The organism is Maribacter sp. 1_MG-2023, assembly GCF_030547005.1.
GTDB lineage: Bacteria > Bacteroidota > Bacteroidia > Flavobacteriales > Flavobacteriaceae > Maribacter.
Genome location: NZ_JAUOPN010000002.1, coordinates 42757 through 61663, shown reverse-complemented (window position 1 = coordinate 61663; position 18907 = coordinate 42757). Strand labels below are relative to the sequence as shown.

Sequence of the window (18907 nt, the reverse complement as noted above, 5' to 3'; positions counted from 1 at the left end):
TTAGGGGTTTTTATTTTTTAGAGATTAATTTGCATAATAAAGTATAGTTAAACTACTTTAGCATAAACTATATTTATTTGAAGTTTTGTGTTTAAAATGATAAATAGGTAGTGTTAAAATATGAATAGTAACTTATTTATGGTTCCAAAAACGGTCGGTTTTCTAAAGAAGTACGAAATATGGGTGTTTTTAGCACTCGCGCCTTTACTTAATTTTGTTATTACTTATTTGAAAAGTAAGGGGGTTATTGAGTTTTTTCCATATACCAACGGTCGCTTTTACGCACTAATGTTCTTATTGCTATTTATTGTAAAAATTACAAAAGGCAATGAGGGAATAAAGAATTTGTTTAGACCTATGCTAATTTGGAAAGTGCACCCAAAGTGGTATCTATTTAGTTTACTGTTCGCATTTACCATAGGTTTAATAACTTTATTAATTGTAGCTTTTTATAATGGAGACATGTCCATTCTAGATTTCGAAATTTATATACCTACCTTAAAATTTACTTTGTTTCTATTATCTTGGGCATTTCTAGGTGAAGTGGTATGGATCGGATATGCATTTCGTGAACTTTCGAAAATCACTAAACCATTTTACGCAACTCAGGTTATCGGTTTTGTATGGTCTTTATGGTGGCTACCTTCCGTTTTTATTAATGTCGGAGTAATAGAAGATTTACCAGTATGGCCCTTGTTTTTGAACATGATGGGAGCTGCAGGTATGTGTGCTATCGTATACTCAAAAACTAAAAGTGGAATATGTGTATTGGTAATACAATCGATGTTAAATATGTCTCTTGTTTTACTGCCGATTTCACCAGATGCGGGTGACAATACCTATACTACATTTGCGGTTCTTTATTTTGTGATCATGTTGATTTTCATGTATTTTATGCCGCCGAAGATGAATGTGAAAACAAAAGAATTAGTAGGTGGGTAATAGTTGTAAGGTAGTTTTTGACTATTCTAAAACCTTATAAGCTATAGCTTTTTTGTCTGTAGCTATTCTAGTTGCATTATCCTTTAATTGAGCCATAATACTCTCGGCCAAAAACTTCGCTAAGTTAACGGGTACTGCGTTACCGATCATTTTGTAGCCTGCAGCCACTTTTTTGTAATGAAAAGTAAAGTCATTGGGGAAAGTCTGTATTCTTGCACATTCTCGCACGCTTAATCTTCTATAAAGCTTTTCTTTACCTGGAACAAATACGCGAACATCTTTCTCAACAAGCTTCATTTTTGGTGCCTGCGGATGTATTGGAGCATGTCTACCACCTGCTTGTATAGTAAAAGATTGTTCATCCCAATTGCGAACACGATTTCTAGACATATACATGGTCGAAAAACCACCAATCATATACTCGTGATTGGGAATAGTACACTTTTTACCATTAGTGTTATTGAATTCTAGCGCAGGAATTGCTTTTTTGTTTAAATCAGCTATAGCAGATTCAAGTGTTATTTTAGGAAAAGTCTCGGTCGGGAATTCATATTTAAAATTCAAGTCTTTTCTAATGCCTATAAAGAAAACTCTTTTTCTGTCTTGAGGTACATTGTAGTCAGATGCATTTAGCATTTGAAAAGAAAGGTCATAACCTGTACCTGCATTTTTTAAAAGATTCTTAATGCCATCAAGTGCTTCGCTATGTTTGCCAATCAGCATTCCGCTTACGTTTTCTGCTAAAAAGAATTTGGGTTGCTTGGCTTCCAGTATTCTAATGAAATCATAGAATAGCTGTCCTCTTTTGTCTTGAATACCTCTTGCGGTACCGGCTGCACTCCAACTTTGACATGGCGGTCCGCCAATGATTCCGTCACAATCGGGAACATCATCCGCTGGTATATCTACAATACTTCTTTTGTCGAATGTAGTATTTGGATGATTCTTTTCATAGGTCTCCCAAATATCCTTATCATATTCGTTTGCCCAAATAACATTAAAGCCAGCTTGTTCAAAACCAAGATCTAGTCCGCCTGCTCCAGCAAAAAAGGATACTATATTCATTTTCTTACGCTATTCTATATTTCTTAGATTTTCTAAAGAGATTTTTAGAAAACACATCTCCTGAAAACAAAAATACATTTTAGAATTTCAAATTGCTTTTAATTCAATCATCTATTTTACTCGATAATTGAGATTTGAATGATCTCATGCTTGTGTCTAAATATTAATTATGTTTTCAAGTTAATATCTCGTGGGCTTGCCCCCAAAGTTAGTTACTTGTATGGTTTCTTTCTTATGTTTAATAGCTACTACATTATTTTCAAAAGCCTTTATGGTATTTTGGTCTTTAATAACAAGATGCATACCTACTTCGCAATGTATTCCGCTATAATTTAATTCTGGCATGTTGGTGAATTGAGTGATATTCACATTGTCTAGGTAAATAAATTGTGTGGGAGTGAAATTATAAGAACAGTATATAAGTGTGTTGTCTATGATGATAAATTTTGAATGTATGTGCTCATTTACATAGTATTCAATATTTTCAGAGCGCTTGACCTGACTATAGAATTGCTGAAAGCTATAGGTGTTTACAGGTCTTCTAAATTTTAGCTCTTTAAATTTCGCTGCATCTTCGGTCACAGGAGCAAAAGTCTGTGATAAACAAGTTACTTGAATGCCTTTTTTCGCCATGGTAATTACATCGCCTAATATACCTTTACGAATTTCATTTTTATTGATAGTAGCATGATGTTTAGCATTAAATTTGTAATTAAATGCTGCCAAATGCTGAGCACAAACTATAATTCTTTCTTTTGCTGCTACTATATATTCTGATAATATTTTTTCTAGAATATTCGCAGAATTATCATAAAATGGTGCAGTAATAAATGCAGAATTTGAAGAGTTAAATTCAAGTTTCTTATATGTATTACATGTGGTGTTTAAAGACGTTTTGTAATCTTTAATAGCAATTGAATTACTGATTAAATTTTTGTAAAATGCTTTTATGTTTTCCTCATAGTTTGGTTCGTCTTCTATACAAATCATAGATTCATTTTTTACCAAATCTCGTACTGCTAAATTAGACGAACTCATTAAAGCTATATAGCCACTTTTCTTTTTAATGTAAGCAGATTTAATATGTAAAGAATAGGGTAGAGAGCCTCTTGAGAATTTTTTTACACGGGCACTGCGTACATATAAATGTGGGAACACATATAAATTAAAATTTTTGTGTGATGTTGATCTGTACATCTCCCCATAAATTTTTCTTGCCAAATTATATTTAGTGAAACTTGTACTTGACTTCTCGCCCGTTATAAGGTTTTCTATAACTTTTGGGTTAGAGTGATCATAACCCTCTAACGGAATAGTAATCACATTAACTGTAATACCACTTGTGGCTACTTCTTTTAAATAGTCATGCAAATGTTGGTTGTTGTACAAATACCACGAAATAGTGATTTCTTCAATATCATTTTTTTGCTCTTCAATAGTGTCAATAAACTTTTGAAGGAGCAATGGAGAGCCACCTTGGTCATAAAAACCAAATCGGTCTTTATAATTTTTAGGTTCATCAAAATAAGATTGAAATGGCATTTATACTTTAACTGATAGTTACATTGTAATAAGACGGAGTTTTAATTACTTCACACTAATCAATACTGCTTCGCAGCTCTTTAGGTCTGAATTCAATACTATGTTTTCAGATTTTTTTCCGTCAGATATTTCAACCGAAACCGTATTTGGTGGCGAATCGCCTAAATTATGGGCGTAAAGAAATAAATCGTTAGATTTTGTTGGGTCAAGTTTAATTTTGAATTCCTTTTTCCAATAGGTTAAATAGTATTTTTTAACTACTTGAACGCCGTTCAAATAAATAGATACAATATCGCCATCTTGTCTGCCGTGATCCCATATTTTTATAACAATATCTTCAGAGTTGAACTCGAATTCTTTGGTATATGAAATTTTTCTACCATCGAAGCTATCTCTAACTTCAGATTTGCTTTCAGTTGTAGGTTCAGGCTTTTTTTCTGCCTTGGCAACTGCAGTTCGCTTAGGTGCTATTTTCTCTTTTGCTTTTTTCTTTGCTTTAGATCTAGACTTCTTATTTTTCGGGGTTACTGTGTTGGCATTTGCCAATTGCTGCTTTTTCTTTCTTTCGTCAGATGCTGCATTTATAATCGAAAAGAACGGAGTAACCTTTTTAGCAATATTGAATTTATCATCAGGGAACAGTTCTATGGCAACCACTTGGTATCTATTACCAGAGCCAATATTTTTTGCCAATTCTATTCCTTCTTCAAAACCATCATTCTTAAAAGAACCAAGCTCTTGTACTACCATTTCATTACGTACTAGAAAAAAACGAATGGACTTGCTAGTATCTATTTTTACGGTATTCCACTGCAAAGCAATTTTGTCGGGAATGTTCCAGACAGTGCTTTCGTTTGGGGAAACGATATTTATGGTAGCGATATCTTGCGCAAAACTAATAGTAGATACTAGTAATAGGGTAGATAAAAATATAAAATGAATTTGGCGCATATGTACTGTATTATCTTAAAGATTGTATTAAACGATTCTTGTTCAATACCTCTATAATCTACAAGATATATGACACTAAACGAAAATTTATACCATTTTAATATAATAGTAAGCGCCTTTTAATTCATTTAGGTCATATATTTTTTTTCTATAGTAGTTTTACTAATTATATAACACTTGTGGTTCTTATTTTTTAATGTTAAATATTGGAAATAATCCTAATAATTGGAAATATTCCATAATTTAGCTATCCCGATTTTTAAGAGGGATAGTTATGAGCAAGACCATACTTCATATAGATTTAGATACATTTTATGTATCCGTAGAACGATTAAATAATCGTGAATTACAGCATAAGCCATTATTAGTGGGCGGTACGGGAGATCGCGGCGTGGTAGCGGCATGTAGTTATGAAACCCGCGGATTCGGAGTGCATTCTGGTATGCCCATGAAAATGGCGCGAGAACTGTGCCCCGATGCTGTTGTAATTCGAGGTAATGCAGGTGACTACAGTAAACACTCAGATGTAGTGACGGAAATTATTAAGGAGTACGTACCGGTATTCGAAAAATCGAGTATTGATGAGTTCTATGCAGACCTCACCGGTATGGATCGTTTTTTTGGTTGTTACCAGTACGCTTCAGAAATGCGTAAGAAAATTATCAATGAAACCGGACTCCCCATTTCTTTCGGATTATCAGCAAACAAAGTAGTTTCTAAAGTAGCGACGAACGAGGCGAAACCAAACAATCAATTGAAGATAGATGAGGGACTGGAGAAACCTTTTTTAGCTCCGCTATCCATAAAAAAAATACCAATGGTGGGCGATAAGACTTATCAGACCTTACGGAACCTTGGACTACGACAAGTACGCACCGTACAAGAAATGCCCATGGAGGTGATGCAAAGGGTGCTGGGCGCTAATGGCGGAGTAATATGGAAGCGTGCTAATGGAATTGATAATACGCCTGTAATTCCGTTTTGCGAACGAAAATCTATCTCTACTGAACGAACTTTTAACAAAGACACTATTGATGTAAACAGACTACGTGGTATTCTTATCGCAATGACCGAAAATCTGGCATATCAATTACGACGTGGAGATAAGCTAACGGCGTGTATTTCAGTAAAGATTCGGTATTCAGATTTTAATACCTATTCAAAGCAAATGCGGATTCCTTATACCAGCGGAGACCATATTCTGATACCTAAAATTTTAGACCTGTTCAAGACCTTATATAACCGTAGGTTATTAGTTCGGTTGATTGGTATACGTTTCAGTCATTTAGTATCCGGTAATTATCAGATTAATCTGTTCGATGATACCGAAGAAATTCTAAGTCTTTACAACGCTATGGATAATATTCGAAAACGCTACGGAGACAAAAGTGTATTGCGGGCATCGGGTATGGGAGCAAAAACAATTGGTAGAATGCATAACCCTTTCAACGGATTGCCACCTGTTGTGTTGGCGCATAGGAAAATCTAGTTGATGGTTGTTGGAGGTTTCTGTCCGGTCGAGCGCAGTAGAGACCTGTTGTCTGCTGAGGAGAGAAAAGAAGTTAGAATATAGAAAATAGAGAAGAGAAAAACGCATTGCGCCACACGCTGCACGCGAAGCGCAAAAAAAATAGTGTATAGCGCGTAGCGTGAAGCGAACAGCACTCAGTGCAAAAAATCAACAACCAAAAGCACAGCGTATAACGAATAGCGAACAGCGCAAAAAACGAACAACCAACAACCAAAATGTACCTAAACTGCCACACATACTACAGCCTTCGCTACGGAACCTTTTCGGAACTGGAGCTCTTGCAATTGGCAAAAGACCATGGGGTAACGCAATTGGTATTGACAGATATTAATAATACATCGGCTTGTTTAAACTTTGTTCGTAAAGCACATGAATATGATGTGCGACCTATTTTAGGTATAGATTTCAGAAACGGAATGGAGCCATGCTTTGTTGGTGTAGCAAAGAATAATGAAGGGTTTTTAGAGCTCAATGATTTTTTATCACATCACATACATCACGGCAAGAAGATTCCCGATACCGCTCCGCAGTTTAAAGATGTGTTTGTTATTTATCCCTTTGAGAAAGTGTTGGAGAGTGAAAAGAAAGTCTTTGCACCGCATGAGTTTATTGGGGTTTCTGTTAATGAGTTAAAACGACTCCGTTTTTCAAGGTTATTAGAACAACGAGATAAAATTGTATTACTACAGCCGGTCACGTTTAGAAACAAGCGCGATTTTAATGCACATCGTTTGCTACGCGCTATAGCTAATAATACCTTGCTGAGTATGCTGTCGGTTACCGAGCAGGCTCGTGATGATGAACACATGTATGCGATACCTAATTTGGCGGCGCATTTTTCTGAACACAGCTTCATTTTAGAGAATACTCAACAGTTGATGGATGCCTGTACTATAGATTTCGATTTTACCGAAGGGCGAGAAACACAGAACTTAAGTACCTATTTGGGCAGTAAAGCAGAAGATGAGGTATTTTTAGAACAATTGTGCCAAGAGGGATTGCCCAAGCGTTATTCAGAAATTGACCAGGCTGTTTTAGACCGTTTGGCGAAAGAGTTGTACCTCATTAAGAAAATGAATTTTGTCTCTTACTTTCTCATTAATTGGGATATTGTCACCCATGCACGAAAGCAGAACTTCTTTTATGTAGGTAGGGGTAGTGGTGCCAATAGTATTGTGGCATACCTGCTTTTTATTACCGATGTAGATCCCATGGAGCTGGATCTGTATTTTGAGCGATTCATTAATTTGTATCGTGTGAATCCCCCCGATTTTGATATTGATTTCTCACATCGCGACAGACCTATAATGACGGAGTATATTTTCAATCGTTTCAAAAATGTGGCACTTTTGGGGACCTATGTTACTTTTCAATCGCGAGGTGTTATTCGAGAATTAGGTAAGGTATTCGGTCTGCCAAAAGATGAAATAGATGTGTTGTGCAATGGTAATATTCAAGCAAGCAGGTTAGATAATATATCGGTTTTGGTATTGAAATACACACAGCTGCTACATGGCATGCCCAATTATTTGAGTATTCATGCAGGCGGAATCCTAATTACCGAGAAACCCATTCATTGGTTTTCAGCTACCAATATGCCCCCAAAAGGATTCCCTACTACGCAGTTTGATATGGTAATCGCCGAAGATGTCGGTATTTTTAAGTTCGATATTCTTGCCCAACGCGGACTCTCAAAAATAAAAGAGACGCTAGATATTCTGGAACGTGACCGACCAGAAGAATTTGCCAAGTTTGATATTCATGATATCAAGGCATTTAAAAAAGACCCAAAAGTCAATACTTTGGTAAAAACGGCGCAGTGTATGGGTTGTTTTTATGTGGAATCTCCCGCCATGCGGATGTTATTAAAGAAGCTAGAAGTTGATACCTATTTGGGTTTGGTAGCCGCAAGTTCTATTATTCGCCCGGGAGTATCTAAAAGCGGAATGATGCGCGAGTATATTCTTCGCCATCGTAATAAAGGTAGGGCAGAGGAGCTGGCACATCCGGTGATGTTAGAAATTATGCCAGAAACCTACGGAGTTATGGTCTACCAAGAAGATGTCATAAAAGTAGCCCATCACTTTGCAGATCTAGATTTAGGAGAAGCCGATGTATTAAGACGCGGAATGAGTGGTAAGTTTCGTTCTCGAGAGGAGTTTCAAAAAGTGCAAGACAAGTTTATGGACAACTGCCGTAAAAAAGGATATGCAGAAAAACTCATTCAAGATATTTGGAATCAAGTAGCGAGTTTTGCAGGCTATGCTTTTGCTAAAGGGCATTCGGCATCGTATGCGGTAGAAAGTTACCAGAGTTTGTTTTTACGTGCCTATTATCCGTTAGAATATATGGTGGCGGTGCTCAATAATGGTGGCGGATTTTACAAGCCTGAGTTCTATGTGCACGAAGCCCGTATGTTGGGGGCAACAATTCATCCGCCATGTGTAAATAGAAGTAATTCGGGAAATCGTATCTATGGGAAAGAATTGTATTTAGGATTAGGCTATTTACGAGAATTAGAACAACGGGTCATGGAACGTATTTTAAAAGAACGCTTTGTGAAAGGTGATTTTATATCGTTGGAGGATTTTTTGGATAGACTGATTATCTCCATAGAACAAGTCAGTATTTTAATACGAATTGATGCCTTTAGGTTTACCGAAACCAATAAACACGAACTGCTGTGGAAAGCACATTTGTGTTTGAACAAAACAAAGAAAATAGACCACCCAAAACTGTTTGCCCCACGGCATCAACATTTTGAGATTCCGTCATTGTATACTACCAATTTAGAAGTCGCCTTTACACAGCTAGAGTTGTTAGGGTTTAGTTTGTGCAGTCCGTTTGAGCTTTTGGTAGAAGCACCATTAAATAGTTCTGGGAGTAAAGATTTAGAGCGGTATTTAAATAGAAATATAGATGTCTACGGATATTTGATAACGGTAAAACGAACCAGAACACATAAAGGAAAAGCAATGTACTTTGCGACCTTATTAGACCAACAAGGTCAAGTTTTTGATACCGTACTGTTTCCGCCTGTAGCAGAGAAATATATGTTTAGGGGAAGAGGAATTTACAGATTCTATGGTAAGGTGGTCAGTGAATTCGGTTTCTTGAGTATAGAGGTTATTAAACTTCAAAAACAAGATTTTATTCAAGACCCAAGGTATGCCGATATGAAAACCAGCGCCAAGGTTTTTGGACAAAAGAGAACTGGTGAGAAAGTAGGAGGGAGAGAAGAGAAAATAGAAGTTAGAGAATAGAGGAAGCGCCGTTCGCTATTCGCAATGCGCTACGCGCTTAGCGCAAAATAATTATTTCGTGAAGTTCATCGCGAGACGAAAAGCACCCCGGTTATCGCGTCACGGGCGAAGCCCAATTGAAGCGCCCAGCGAAAGGCGTCCAGCGAAAAGCGCAATGCGTGAGGCGAAAACTTATGCTGAGCGTAGCCGAAGTGACCAACACAGAACAACCAAAAAACTTATAGCGTCCAGTGAGCTGAGTAAACCGTACAACGTCTAACGCAAAAAACCATCAACGAAAAATGATTTTTCCTAAAAAGCATCAAGCACATAGCCTAATATCCAGAAAAGTATAAGGAACACAAACACGGTTCCTATACAACCACATTTACCTCCGCCTATTTTCTTGGCGCCGTACCACGCACCAATAATTTGAATTAGTTTTTTCATGATGGCAATTTACGAGATTACTTGGTTGTTATTGATTTAAAAATTAGCTTGAAAAAAAATGATATACTTTGAATTTTTTGGAGTGTTGGAGTTGTAGAGTATTTTAATCAAAAATATTATTTCTCGTAAACAGATAGTAATTTAGATTGAACGATCGCAGAGGTGAATTTTGTTGCCACAGTTTTTTGCATATCTCCAGAGAAAGTCGGCCATAGATTATTCTCCCAAATTTCGATAATTAGATCACTATAAGCTCTTTTATTAAATTCAATATTGATTAATTTATTTGAATTTATAATCTCGCGGTTAAATCCAAAATCACTACATAATGGTACAATCCCTAAGGACATAGCTTCTGTTAAAGCATTAGAATGACCTTCTCTAGGCTCTTGAGTTGGGAATATAAAAAAATGTTTATTCTTGAGTTTTTCAACTAGTTTTGAACCGAAGGCAGGTGGCGAAAGTTTTATATAATCTGATAAATTTTCAGATTCAATCTTTTCCTTTATTTGTTCAATATATTCTGAATTTCCTTCCCCAATTAATTCTAATTTAAATGGTATTTGCTTGCTTTTTAACTCTGAACAGATGTCTATTGTGAATAAGACATTTTTAGTTGGAGACATTCTTCCAAAATATACTATTTTAATTAGGTTCTTGTTTTCTAAAATGTTTATATCTCTTGGTGTAACGTCTCCCATAATATAATTAGGATAATGAACTATTTTTTTTGCTCCCAATTCATTTAAAAGTTCAACATACCTTTCCCCTTGTACTAAAATGGTGTCTGCAGACTTAACTGCTTTTTTAAAAAATAACTTATACAAAAAAGAACCTTCTGTGTACGCTTTTTTTACACCACCTGCTCGTAACTCATATATACACTTTTTACCAAAAAGATTAACTATGTAAATGCAAAGTAATTCTTTAAGAATAAGTTGCTTGTAAAAACCAGAAATATGAACTATTTCAATATCCTTATTTTTTAACAGTTTCAATAACAATAATAAAGGCATTAAGCTTAAATGGGCTAAATGTTTTATTTTACTTAAAAAGCTTTTAGAAGGATAGGGTTTTCTCAATCTAATAATATTAAATCCTGCTTTTTCTAAAACTGAAATGGTTTTAAGATTACCAGATTCACCACCACCAACAACTTTTGAGTTTTCCTTACCTAGAGGACCATAAAAAAGAACATTTGTCATTAATTATTTTTTTTTAAAACTCGAGCAGGATTACCAACTGCAATTGAGTTTGGGGGTATACTTTTGACTACGACACTTCCGGCTCCTATAATTGAATTTTCTCCAATTATTATATCACCGATTACAACACAATTTGCACCAATGTCGACATTATTTTCTATAATAGGAGACTTGCCGCCAGGTTTTGAATTTCCAATAGTGGTATTATGGCGTAAAGTAACATATTCACCAATTTTTGTATTGGTATTTACAATAAGCCCTTGCCCATGCATTACTTTTAATCCTCCTTTAATAGTAGTAGTATCAGGGATTTCGATACCTAATATCCATTCCACAAATATTTTATATAATATACGAACAGGTATACCTATAATTTTTAGAATTATGTTTTTTGTAAAGAATTGACTTATTCTAAAAAGAATAATGAATAGTAATCCTTTGGTATTATTTTTATTTGAAGAGAAATCTTCCTTTATCATTTATTTAATAATAAATTATATAATTCAATATACTGAGCTGTCATTCTATTTAAGTTAAATTTAGTCTCAATGGTTTTCATAGCTTCTTTGGAAAGCGTTTTATTAAGATTTTCATCTTCTAAAACTTGAAGAATCCTATCTTTTAACTCATTACTTTTATGTGGTTTTATCAAAAATCCATTACTACCGGAATTAATTATCTCTGGAGTACCACCATCATTTGTTGCTATAACAGGTACACCAAAAGCCATCGATTCCATAATTGCATTAGATACTCCCTCCTTGTGGTTGTTGGGGTTTGTGCACAATACGGATACATCTGTTATTCTTAAAAGGTTTTCTACATCAGAACGAAAACCAAGAAACTTTATAAACTCCTTCTCATTTTGTTCGATTTTAGTCTGAAGTTTTATTGAGTTTGGACCAGTACCAATAATTAGAAATATAATATCTTTTCTTTTTTTAATTATGGATTTTGCAGTTTCAATTAATGTTATATGGTCTTTGTTATTATCTAATCGCGCAACCATGGAAACAATGAAATTGCTATTTAAATTCATTTGTTTTTTAAGTTCTTTTTTGCTGTGATTAGTAGTTTTAAGCCTTTCATTATTAAATCCGTTATAAATTACTTTAGCTTTTTTTTCTGGTACACCGTATGCTTTTATACCAGCTTCAGAATTTCCTATAATACAATCTGCCAACCAAATATTAAAAAGAATCGTGAGTTTTTGAACAGAATACTTTTTGGGCTTATTACAATTCGCCACATAAGATCCAATGTACTTAAAATGCCTGAAACATCTAATCGGATTAGTGAAAAGAGTGGAAAAAACGCCCCAAACCTGAACAATGTCGGGATTAAATTTTTTCAATAATTTATTGACTACAAAAAATGTTTGTAAATAATTAAATCCTTTATTTTTTCTATCTAAAATGTGTAATTCGATATTTGTATCATATAATTCTTTATATGCAATATCATTATTTATAATGATAACCTGAATATTAGTATATCCTTTCTTATTTAGACCTTGAATCAACTGAAGACATCTACGTTCTTTACCTCCACCACCAAATGTATCAAGTACAAATGTAATTCTCATTTTAAGGTTTTCTTGTTGATGAAGGCGTTTAAAGGAAGCTTTTCTATGGCTTCTTTTTTTAGTACATCATCTTTATTCTTAAGATTTGTATTAATCTTCATCATTTTAAATTTATATTCTTCGGTAGTACAAATATTAGTGGCGGGTACACCTGCTACAACAGTATTATCTGGTATGTTTTTTGTTACAACACTATTTGCGCCAATTACACAATTCTTTCCGATTTGAACACCAGGCATAATTACGGCATTATTACCAATATAAGTATTGTCATCAATACTTATTCGTCCAAATACATCAAAATTTGGAATTTCCTGCCTAAATACCCAAACACCCCCATCATGGTTAATAAATTGGACATTTGTAGTAATGTGCACATGATTACCAATGGTAATCAAATAGGGTTCCGAGCCCCAGTTTTTGATAGCAATTTTACAGTTTTTACCAACTTTTACACCTTTGCTTCTTGCGTAGGATATTGGTGATTGCCTAAGCTTATTAATTTTTTTAAGAATTTTTATTAACATTTTAAATCTTTTTTAAAAAAGAATCAATACTTGTAGATAATACTTTATAATCAAAATGGTTTTTAGAGATTTCATAGGCTTTATCGGCAATATTTTGTTTAGGTTTATGTATAATACCATTTAATATATTTACGTATTTATCAATAGTATAGTTGTCAGCTAAGAAACAATTATCATTATTGAAATAATTTATTACCTCTCCCCATCTGTTAGAAACGAATGGAGTTTTACATGCGGTGTATTCGGCGATTTTATGAGGAAACCTTGCTTTGTGTTGTTCAATTTCTGGTAATGGTATTAATAGTAAATCTGCGCCCTTATATAAACCTATAAGTTCACTATATTCAATTCTACTTTTTAAAATGATATTGTTATTTTTTTTTGAATGGTTTATTAATTGTTTTACCTGCTTCATTTGACTTTCACTACCTGAAACAATTAAAATTAGATTCGTATCTAAAATTGTCTTTTCAAAAACCTCAATTACAAATTTTAATGTTTCTAAATACGAAGCTGATGCACAGTATAATAAATTAAAATCGTCTAATGTAATTTTCTTTATTTCATCAAGTTTTGAGATGTCACAAATGACCGGTATTTTTAATTTAGGAATGTTATTCTCATAATTGTCCATCAACTTATCACTAATTAAAAGAACACCATCATATAGATGTTTATTGTACTTGTCAAAAAGTTTATCGTTTAAACTTGCATCTATATTATCCCCTAAAGCTTCATTGATATCTGCAACATATTTATAACCTAGAAGAAATGATAAAAGGCGGTAGTATACAGTACTTATGAAGCTAGTTCTTACACTAAATAAAATGTTTTTAGTATTTCGTTTTCTATTTTTAACGATATAAAAGGTTTCCAAAACTGAACCCAAAGTTTTATTTAAAGTACGAAAAATGAAGTTAGAAGGTCTATAAGGAACAGGACTTGCGCACAAATAAGGAACACCTTCTATTTTCCCCTTTCTCTTAAGTTTCTCTTGTTTGTCAAGTAGTCCAAATTTGGTTAAAACCAGGCAACTGTTTTCTTGTAAAACAAAGCCTTTTGCAATTAGTAATTGACGTTGAATCGTTGCCATACCAAAAGGAAAACCGTTTGCTCCTATATATATAATATTCATAATTCTTTTGTAACCTATAAAATTTTTCTAAAAATGTCGTGGCTAATATCTTTATTATCAACTTTCATAATAATGTCGTTCTGCAAATTCTTCGAATTCTTTTAAAATATTTCTGTTTGGCACACCTACGGCCACTGAATTGTCGGGTACATCTTTATTTACTAAGGTATTAGCACCAATAACAACATTATTACCAATATTTACTCCACCAACAATTACTACACCTGGGGATATCCTAACTTTATCTCCAATAACAGGAGCTTCATTTTTTTCTGAAGCAAGTGTCACACTATGTGTTAGCATTACATTATCGCCAATTATAGATTTAGAATTTATAACCAAAGCCATACCATGGTTGATTTTTAAACCATAACCTACTTTCACGGTTAATGGAAAATCTATGGAGTATTTTGTACTTAATCTTTTGTAAATAATGTTGGTTATAACTGCAAGAATAAAATAAGATCTTTTTTTATTAAGAATATTGAAATGTTGTGCCAATCGAAACCAGATTATGAATCGAAAAATTTTATTTGTTCTATAGGCTTTTAAAAATGATTTTTTGGATATACCCGATCCTAATCTATATAAATCGGATTTTACACATTTGACCAAATTTTTATTGGATATAATCATGAATTGGTTGATTGCATTAGTTTAATAACTTTACAAGGGTTTCCTGCTGCTATTGCGTTTGCAGGAATATCTTTGGTTACAACGCTGTTTATTCCAATTATGGTATTCTCTCCAATAGTTACCCCCTTCATTACAACAACTCCGTATCCAAGCCATACATTATCCCCAATAAAAACCGGTTTCGGACCAGAGACTCTGGGGTCATCTAAATGCCAATCACTATCTGTGATTAAAACATTAGCACCAACATTAACGTTGTTTCCAATTACAATATTTTTAAAACAACCTATGGAAACACCACTAAATCCAGAATTGGAACCGATTTGTAATCTGGCATCGTTACCGAATGTTGTTATCATACACTTATGACGAATACCAATTCTATTTGAGGTTGTTTTAGAATTAAAACGGCATTCTTTTCCAATCTTTATATTAGAATTGTTGGACATCTTAAAAGATGTCCATCCTCTAAAACTGCAATTATTGCCAATCTCAACTCCTATTAATTTTAAATAGATATTTTCTATAAAAGAAGTAACTCTATTTTTGAAAACCGCCATTAAAAAATCCACCTTATTGAATACTTTATTAAAGATTTTTTTCACTTTCAAATTAATTTTAGTTTTTTTTGAATTCCTGTAATTTATAATCTAGTTTATAAAATTTTAAAGGGGATATACGATATAATATAAGTTTGATTTTATCCTTAAAACCATTGTTTTTAATTTTTAAATACTTTGCTTTTGATTTTAATAAGGACTTATGTTCATCATAAAATGAAATGAAATCTGAGTTGTTCCAAATATTACGACTAAAAGATAAAACTGCTTGTAAATTTCTATATGATCTATATTCAAAAAATGTTTTATCTTCTTCAGTTACGTAATTCTTTTTAAAATTTTCTAATGAATGAAATATTAAAACTAAATCTTCCAAATTTTTAATTTTAATATTACGCATTATCGATCCCGAATTTCTTAGTAAATAATTATAAATAGGTTCTTTTAAAACGTATAAGGTTTTGGTCGAGTATAACATTTTTGGTCCAAATTCAGCGTCTTCATGATAGACGTTGGGCATGAAGAAAAGATTGTTTTTTAATAAAAAATCTCGTTTAATTATAAAACGTTGGGAAGCTCCGGAATTATAGCCTTTAAATAAATACTCTTTCCCTTCGATTACACCATCTACATTTGGGTATACTTCAACCTCTTCATTATCTGTTAATTCGTCTACTCTATTAAGTCTAGTTGCAATAACATCAACTTTAGTTGAATTTATGGTGTTATATATTAATTCTAATGCGTTTTTTTTGATGGTGTCATCACTGTCAACAAACCAAACATATTGTCCAACAGCAGCTTTTAAACCAACATTTCTTGCTGTACTTAGCCCTTGGTTCTTTTGTCTTATTAATTTAATATTTTCAAACTTATCTTTGAAAGTGTTTATTATGCTTATGCTATCGTCTGGACTACCATCATCCACTATAATAACCTCGTAGTTCGCATCGAATTTTTGTTGATTGAAAACACTTTGTAAGCAATTGTAAATATATTTTTCTACGTTGTAGATAGGTATTATTATAGATATAAACATATTAAAGGTTATTTGTTTTTATCCACTTTTTATTGATTTTGTCAATGGTTTTCGTTAAAATAAATTCAATAGTTATGAAATTTTTTAAAAATTTAAATCTAGTTTTTATTTTTCTTAAAAATTCCTTAATAAATTTTAGTCTGAATTCAGCATTGTTCATTTCATTATAACCATGTAAAAGATAATTTCTATCCAGTGATTTCTGGAATAATTCCTCCCATTGCAATGTAATAACTTCAAAGGAAAAATTAGAGTCTATGAAATTCAATACATCGTTATAATCATTTTTCTTTGCTTTTAGTAACATAATAACATGATTTGCCAATGAATTAGTGGATTTATATAAATCATTTTTATTGAATACAGTATCTAAATAACCAGGACATTTAATAGTTGTAACTTTACAACCCATAGCTTGCATTTCAATTGCTGTAAAACCAAATGTTTCACTAATTCCAGAAGGATTAGGAACTCCAACTCTACATTTGAGTAATATGTCATTTTTTTCTTGTCCTAATACTCCCATAAAATGAACAGACGAATGAATCTTGTTGTCTTCAATCAAATAATTCATGAATTTGTCTTCATAGCCCTTTACTGCTATTCCCTTTTCTCCTAACTTCAAATCTCTATTATACAGTTTGCCAGAGCCTAATACATATAGTTGTGCATCAGGTATATGCTTCAATATTTTTGGCCAAGCTTTGGCAAGAACATGAAATCCTTTTGAGGGAACTATACTTCCCATATATATTACATTGTTCCCTCTTTTTTCAAACGGAAATGATGTGACCTTATAATTTTTAATAGAACTTAGAGATAGAGCATTATAAATATAGTCCATTTTAAAAGATACTTTATGATCTCTGTGCAAATCTCTTTGTTCCCTACCAACATTAATTATTCTGATAACATTTGGAGCATTGTAATAAAATTCAAGATCCATTTCTTTTAGGAAATTATGGGCCCAAATAACAAATTTAACCGTTGAATATTTTGAAATAAGTTCTTTAGGTATTCGTTTGTGATCGACAAGAAAGTAGTCAACTTTATTTTCTATTGAGCTTAATATTGCATTTTCTATGGTGTTAATAATATTGTAATTTATTTCGTGTGGAAATAACCCTTTTCTTTCAGAGTATAAAGTGATATTTAATTCATTTTCTCGTACAGATAATTGATTTGCGATAGTTAGTATTGCAAACTCACTACCTCCAATACCAGGGTTTGAATTAATTATATTTCTACAATCTATAGTGTCAATTCCTATATTGTTGAAATAAAAAGCGACGTTTTTCATATTTTATTCTGGTTAACATATATAAAAGTAGGGCTTGGACAAGCATACTGCTTTGCTGGTAAGCTTCTGGGTGCGTTATTGAAATCATTAACAAATAGATAAACCATGCCCCTATGTATTTGTAGGGTTTTGGAACTTTCGTTCTAATAGCCTTTGTCATATAGCTTATAATGCACAGCACTAATGGTATACCACCAATCCAACTCAATCCTAATAAGCCCCAATCTGCTAAATTTATTCCTTCTTCTCTTAAGTCCATTACATATTTACCATAAGAGGAGTCCCCTATTAGACCTGAACCAAAGAAATATTCTATATTACTTTTGAAGTGGTCATTAAAAAAATAAATTAGCTGAATAGTTCTAGCATAATCTTCATTGTCCAAAGTCTCTCCTCCACTTTGCCTTTCCACCATATGATTTAAAGCTTCTTGAACAGGTGGAATGAAATAAGATGCAGCTAGAAATATTAGAATTCCAAAAAGTGTTGATAAATTTTTAGCTGTAAAAAGTTTTTTATTATGAGCATAAATCAAATACATACTAGACACAATCATAGAAAAAAGCATAATTCTAAAACCACGCATCAAAACGGCAATGAAGCAAATTATTATTAATATTAAATATTTGGATTGTTTTGTGGTTAAGAACTTATTCAATCCATAAAAAACACCTAATGATAGAAGAGATTGACCATGAATTTGAATAAAACGCCATGCAGTTTTACTATTAATAATCCAATCATAACTTGATGCAATAAAATAAATTCTAGGAAACATTATTTGTTGAAAAAAATAACAAAAAGCCGCGCCTAAAGTTAAATAGAGAATAGCTTTTTCAAGTTTCCTTACAGAGATATTGATGTAAGCCAAAAAATAAAAAAAGAAAATATCTAAAATAAAAAAAGCAGCTTTAAAGCTTGAATATAAGCCCTGTTCTCGATAATATAAACTAGATATTGCATTAAGTGTTAAGGCTATAATGATAAAGATAAAATACTTCTTAAATTCTTTTTCTTTACTAAAACCTAGTATGGTGCCTAATGCGAGAATTGCTAAATGAATCGTATTCCCTAACGGTACATTTTTAAAAGCTATGAAGCCATAAAAAAATGTCAACAATAAAAATAGGGAAATAACTTTAGCACTTTTACTCATGAAATTTATTTACGATTTTATTAGCCTTATTTTTTAAAATG

Annotated in this window: 17 protein-coding genes; 4 read left to right on the top strand and 13 right to left on the bottom strand. The window is 32.9% G+C overall.

Annotated elements, in window-relative coordinates:
• Positions 1 to 120: 120 nt before the first annotated feature.
• Complete coding sequence (locus tag Q4500_RS03125; protein ID WP_303598294.1) at positions 121 to 942, top strand: CPBP family glutamic-type intramembrane protease; 822 nt, start codon at positions 121 to 123, stop codon at positions 940 to 942.
• Between the two features lie 21 nt (positions 943 to 963).
• Here Q4500_RS03125 and Q4500_RS03120 read toward each other — a convergent pair whose 3' ends face one another.
• The 3 genes from Q4500_RS03120 to Q4500_RS03110 form a co-directional block, all read right to left on the bottom strand.
• The gene (locus Q4500_RS03120) at positions 964 to 2007 is read right to left on the bottom strand and encodes a DNA cytosine methyltransferase (protein WP_303598293.1); all 1044 of its coding nucleotides are present in this window, start codon (positions 2005 to 2007) and stop codon (positions 964 to 966) included.
• Between the two features lie 180 nt (positions 2008 to 2187).
• On the bottom strand, positions 2188 to 3549 hold the full coding sequence (locus Q4500_RS03115) for a phospholipase D-like domain-containing protein (RefSeq protein WP_303598292.1): 1362 nt from the start codon (positions 3547 to 3549) through the stop codon (positions 2188 to 2190).
• Between the two features lie 45 nt (positions 3550 to 3594).
• On the bottom strand, positions 3595 to 4500 hold the full coding sequence (locus Q4500_RS03110) for a hypothetical protein (RefSeq protein ID WP_303598291.1): 906 nt from the start codon (positions 4498 to 4500) through the stop codon (positions 3595 to 3597).
• A 274-nt stretch (positions 4501 to 4774) separates the two neighbouring features.
• On the opposite strand from Q4500_RS03110, the gene dinB reads away from it, so the two are divergent.
• From dinB to Q4500_RS03095, 3 genes are all read left to right on the top strand, one after another.
• A complete protein-coding gene (dinB, locus tag Q4500_RS03105) occupies positions 4775 to 5989 on the top strand; it encodes a DNA polymerase IV (RefSeq protein WP_303598290.1) in 1215 nt (404 codons plus the stop codon).
• 160 nt (positions 5990 to 6149) lie between these two features.
• The gene (locus Q4500_RS03100; protein ID WP_303598554.1) at positions 6150 to 6362 is read left to right on the top strand and encodes a hypothetical protein; all 213 of its coding nucleotides are present in this window, start codon (positions 6150 to 6152) and stop codon (positions 6360 to 6362) included.
• Positions 6310 to 9294: a DNA polymerase III subunit alpha gene (locus tag Q4500_RS03095; RefSeq protein ID WP_303598546.1), complete on the top strand. Its 2985-nt coding sequence runs from the start codon at positions 6310 to 6312 to the stop codon at positions 9292 to 9294. The genes Q4500_RS03100 and Q4500_RS03095 overlap by 53 nt, the downstream gene beginning before the upstream one ends.
• Positions 9295 to 9839: 545 nt before the next feature.
• Here the strand turns inward: Q4500_RS03095 and Q4500_RS03090 are convergent.
• The 10 genes from Q4500_RS03090 to Q4500_RS03045 form a co-directional block, all read right to left on the bottom strand.
• A complete protein-coding gene (locus tag Q4500_RS03090) occupies positions 9840 to 10928 on the bottom strand; it encodes a glycosyltransferase (RefSeq protein ID WP_303598289.1) in 1089 nt (362 codons plus the stop codon).
• Positions 10928 to 11407, bottom strand: coding sequence for a serine O-acetyltransferase (locus Q4500_RS03085; protein ID WP_303598288.1), 480 nt, complete (start codon positions 11405 to 11407; stop codon positions 10928 to 10930). Before Q4500_RS03085 ends, Q4500_RS03090 begins: the two co-directional genes overlap by 1 nt.
• Complete coding sequence (locus tag Q4500_RS03080; protein WP_303598287.1) at positions 11404 to 12513, bottom strand: glycosyltransferase family 4 protein; 1110 nt, start codon at positions 12511 to 12513, stop codon at positions 11404 to 11406. Before Q4500_RS03080 ends, Q4500_RS03085 begins: the two co-directional genes overlap by 4 nt.
• A complete protein-coding gene (locus Q4500_RS03075; protein WP_303598286.1) occupies positions 12510 to 13040 on the bottom strand; it encodes an acyltransferase in 531 nt (176 codons plus the stop codon). The genes Q4500_RS03080 and Q4500_RS03075 overlap by 4 nt, the downstream gene beginning before the upstream one ends.
• A 1-nt stretch (position 13041) precedes the next feature.
• The gene (locus Q4500_RS03070) at positions 13042 to 14175 is read right to left on the bottom strand and encodes a glycosyltransferase (protein WP_303598285.1); all 1134 of its coding nucleotides are present in this window, start codon (positions 14173 to 14175) and stop codon (positions 13042 to 13044) included.
• A gap of 57 nt (positions 14176 to 14232) precedes the next feature.
• Positions 14233 to 14676 carry a serine O-acetyltransferase gene (locus Q4500_RS03065; RefSeq protein ID WP_303598284.1) on the bottom strand — a complete coding sequence of 148 codons (444 nt, stop codon included), beginning with the start codon at positions 14674 to 14676 and terminating at the stop codon, positions 14233 to 14235.
• 131 nt (positions 14677 to 14807) lie between these two features.
• Positions 14808 to 15416: a DapH/DapD/GlmU-related protein gene (locus Q4500_RS03060; protein ID WP_303598283.1), complete on the bottom strand. Its 609-nt coding sequence runs from the start codon at positions 15414 to 15416 to the stop codon at positions 14808 to 14810.
• 13 nt (positions 15417 to 15429) lie between these two features.
• On the bottom strand, positions 15430 to 16410 hold the full coding sequence (locus Q4500_RS03055) for a glycosyltransferase (protein ID WP_303598282.1): 981 nt from the start codon (positions 16408 to 16410) through the stop codon (positions 15430 to 15432).
• Position 16411: 1 nt separating this feature from the next.
• Positions 16412 to 17710, bottom strand: a complete 1299-nt coding sequence (locus Q4500_RS03050) for a glycosyltransferase family 4 protein (RefSeq protein ID WP_303598281.1) — start codon at positions 17708 to 17710, stop codon at positions 16412 to 16414.
• On the bottom strand, positions 17670 to 18866 hold the full coding sequence (locus Q4500_RS03045) for a hypothetical protein (protein WP_303598280.1): 1197 nt from the start codon (positions 18864 to 18866) through the stop codon (positions 17670 to 17672). The genes Q4500_RS03050 and Q4500_RS03045 overlap by 41 nt, the downstream gene beginning before the upstream one ends.
• Positions 18867 to 18907: the final 41 nt, after the last annotated feature.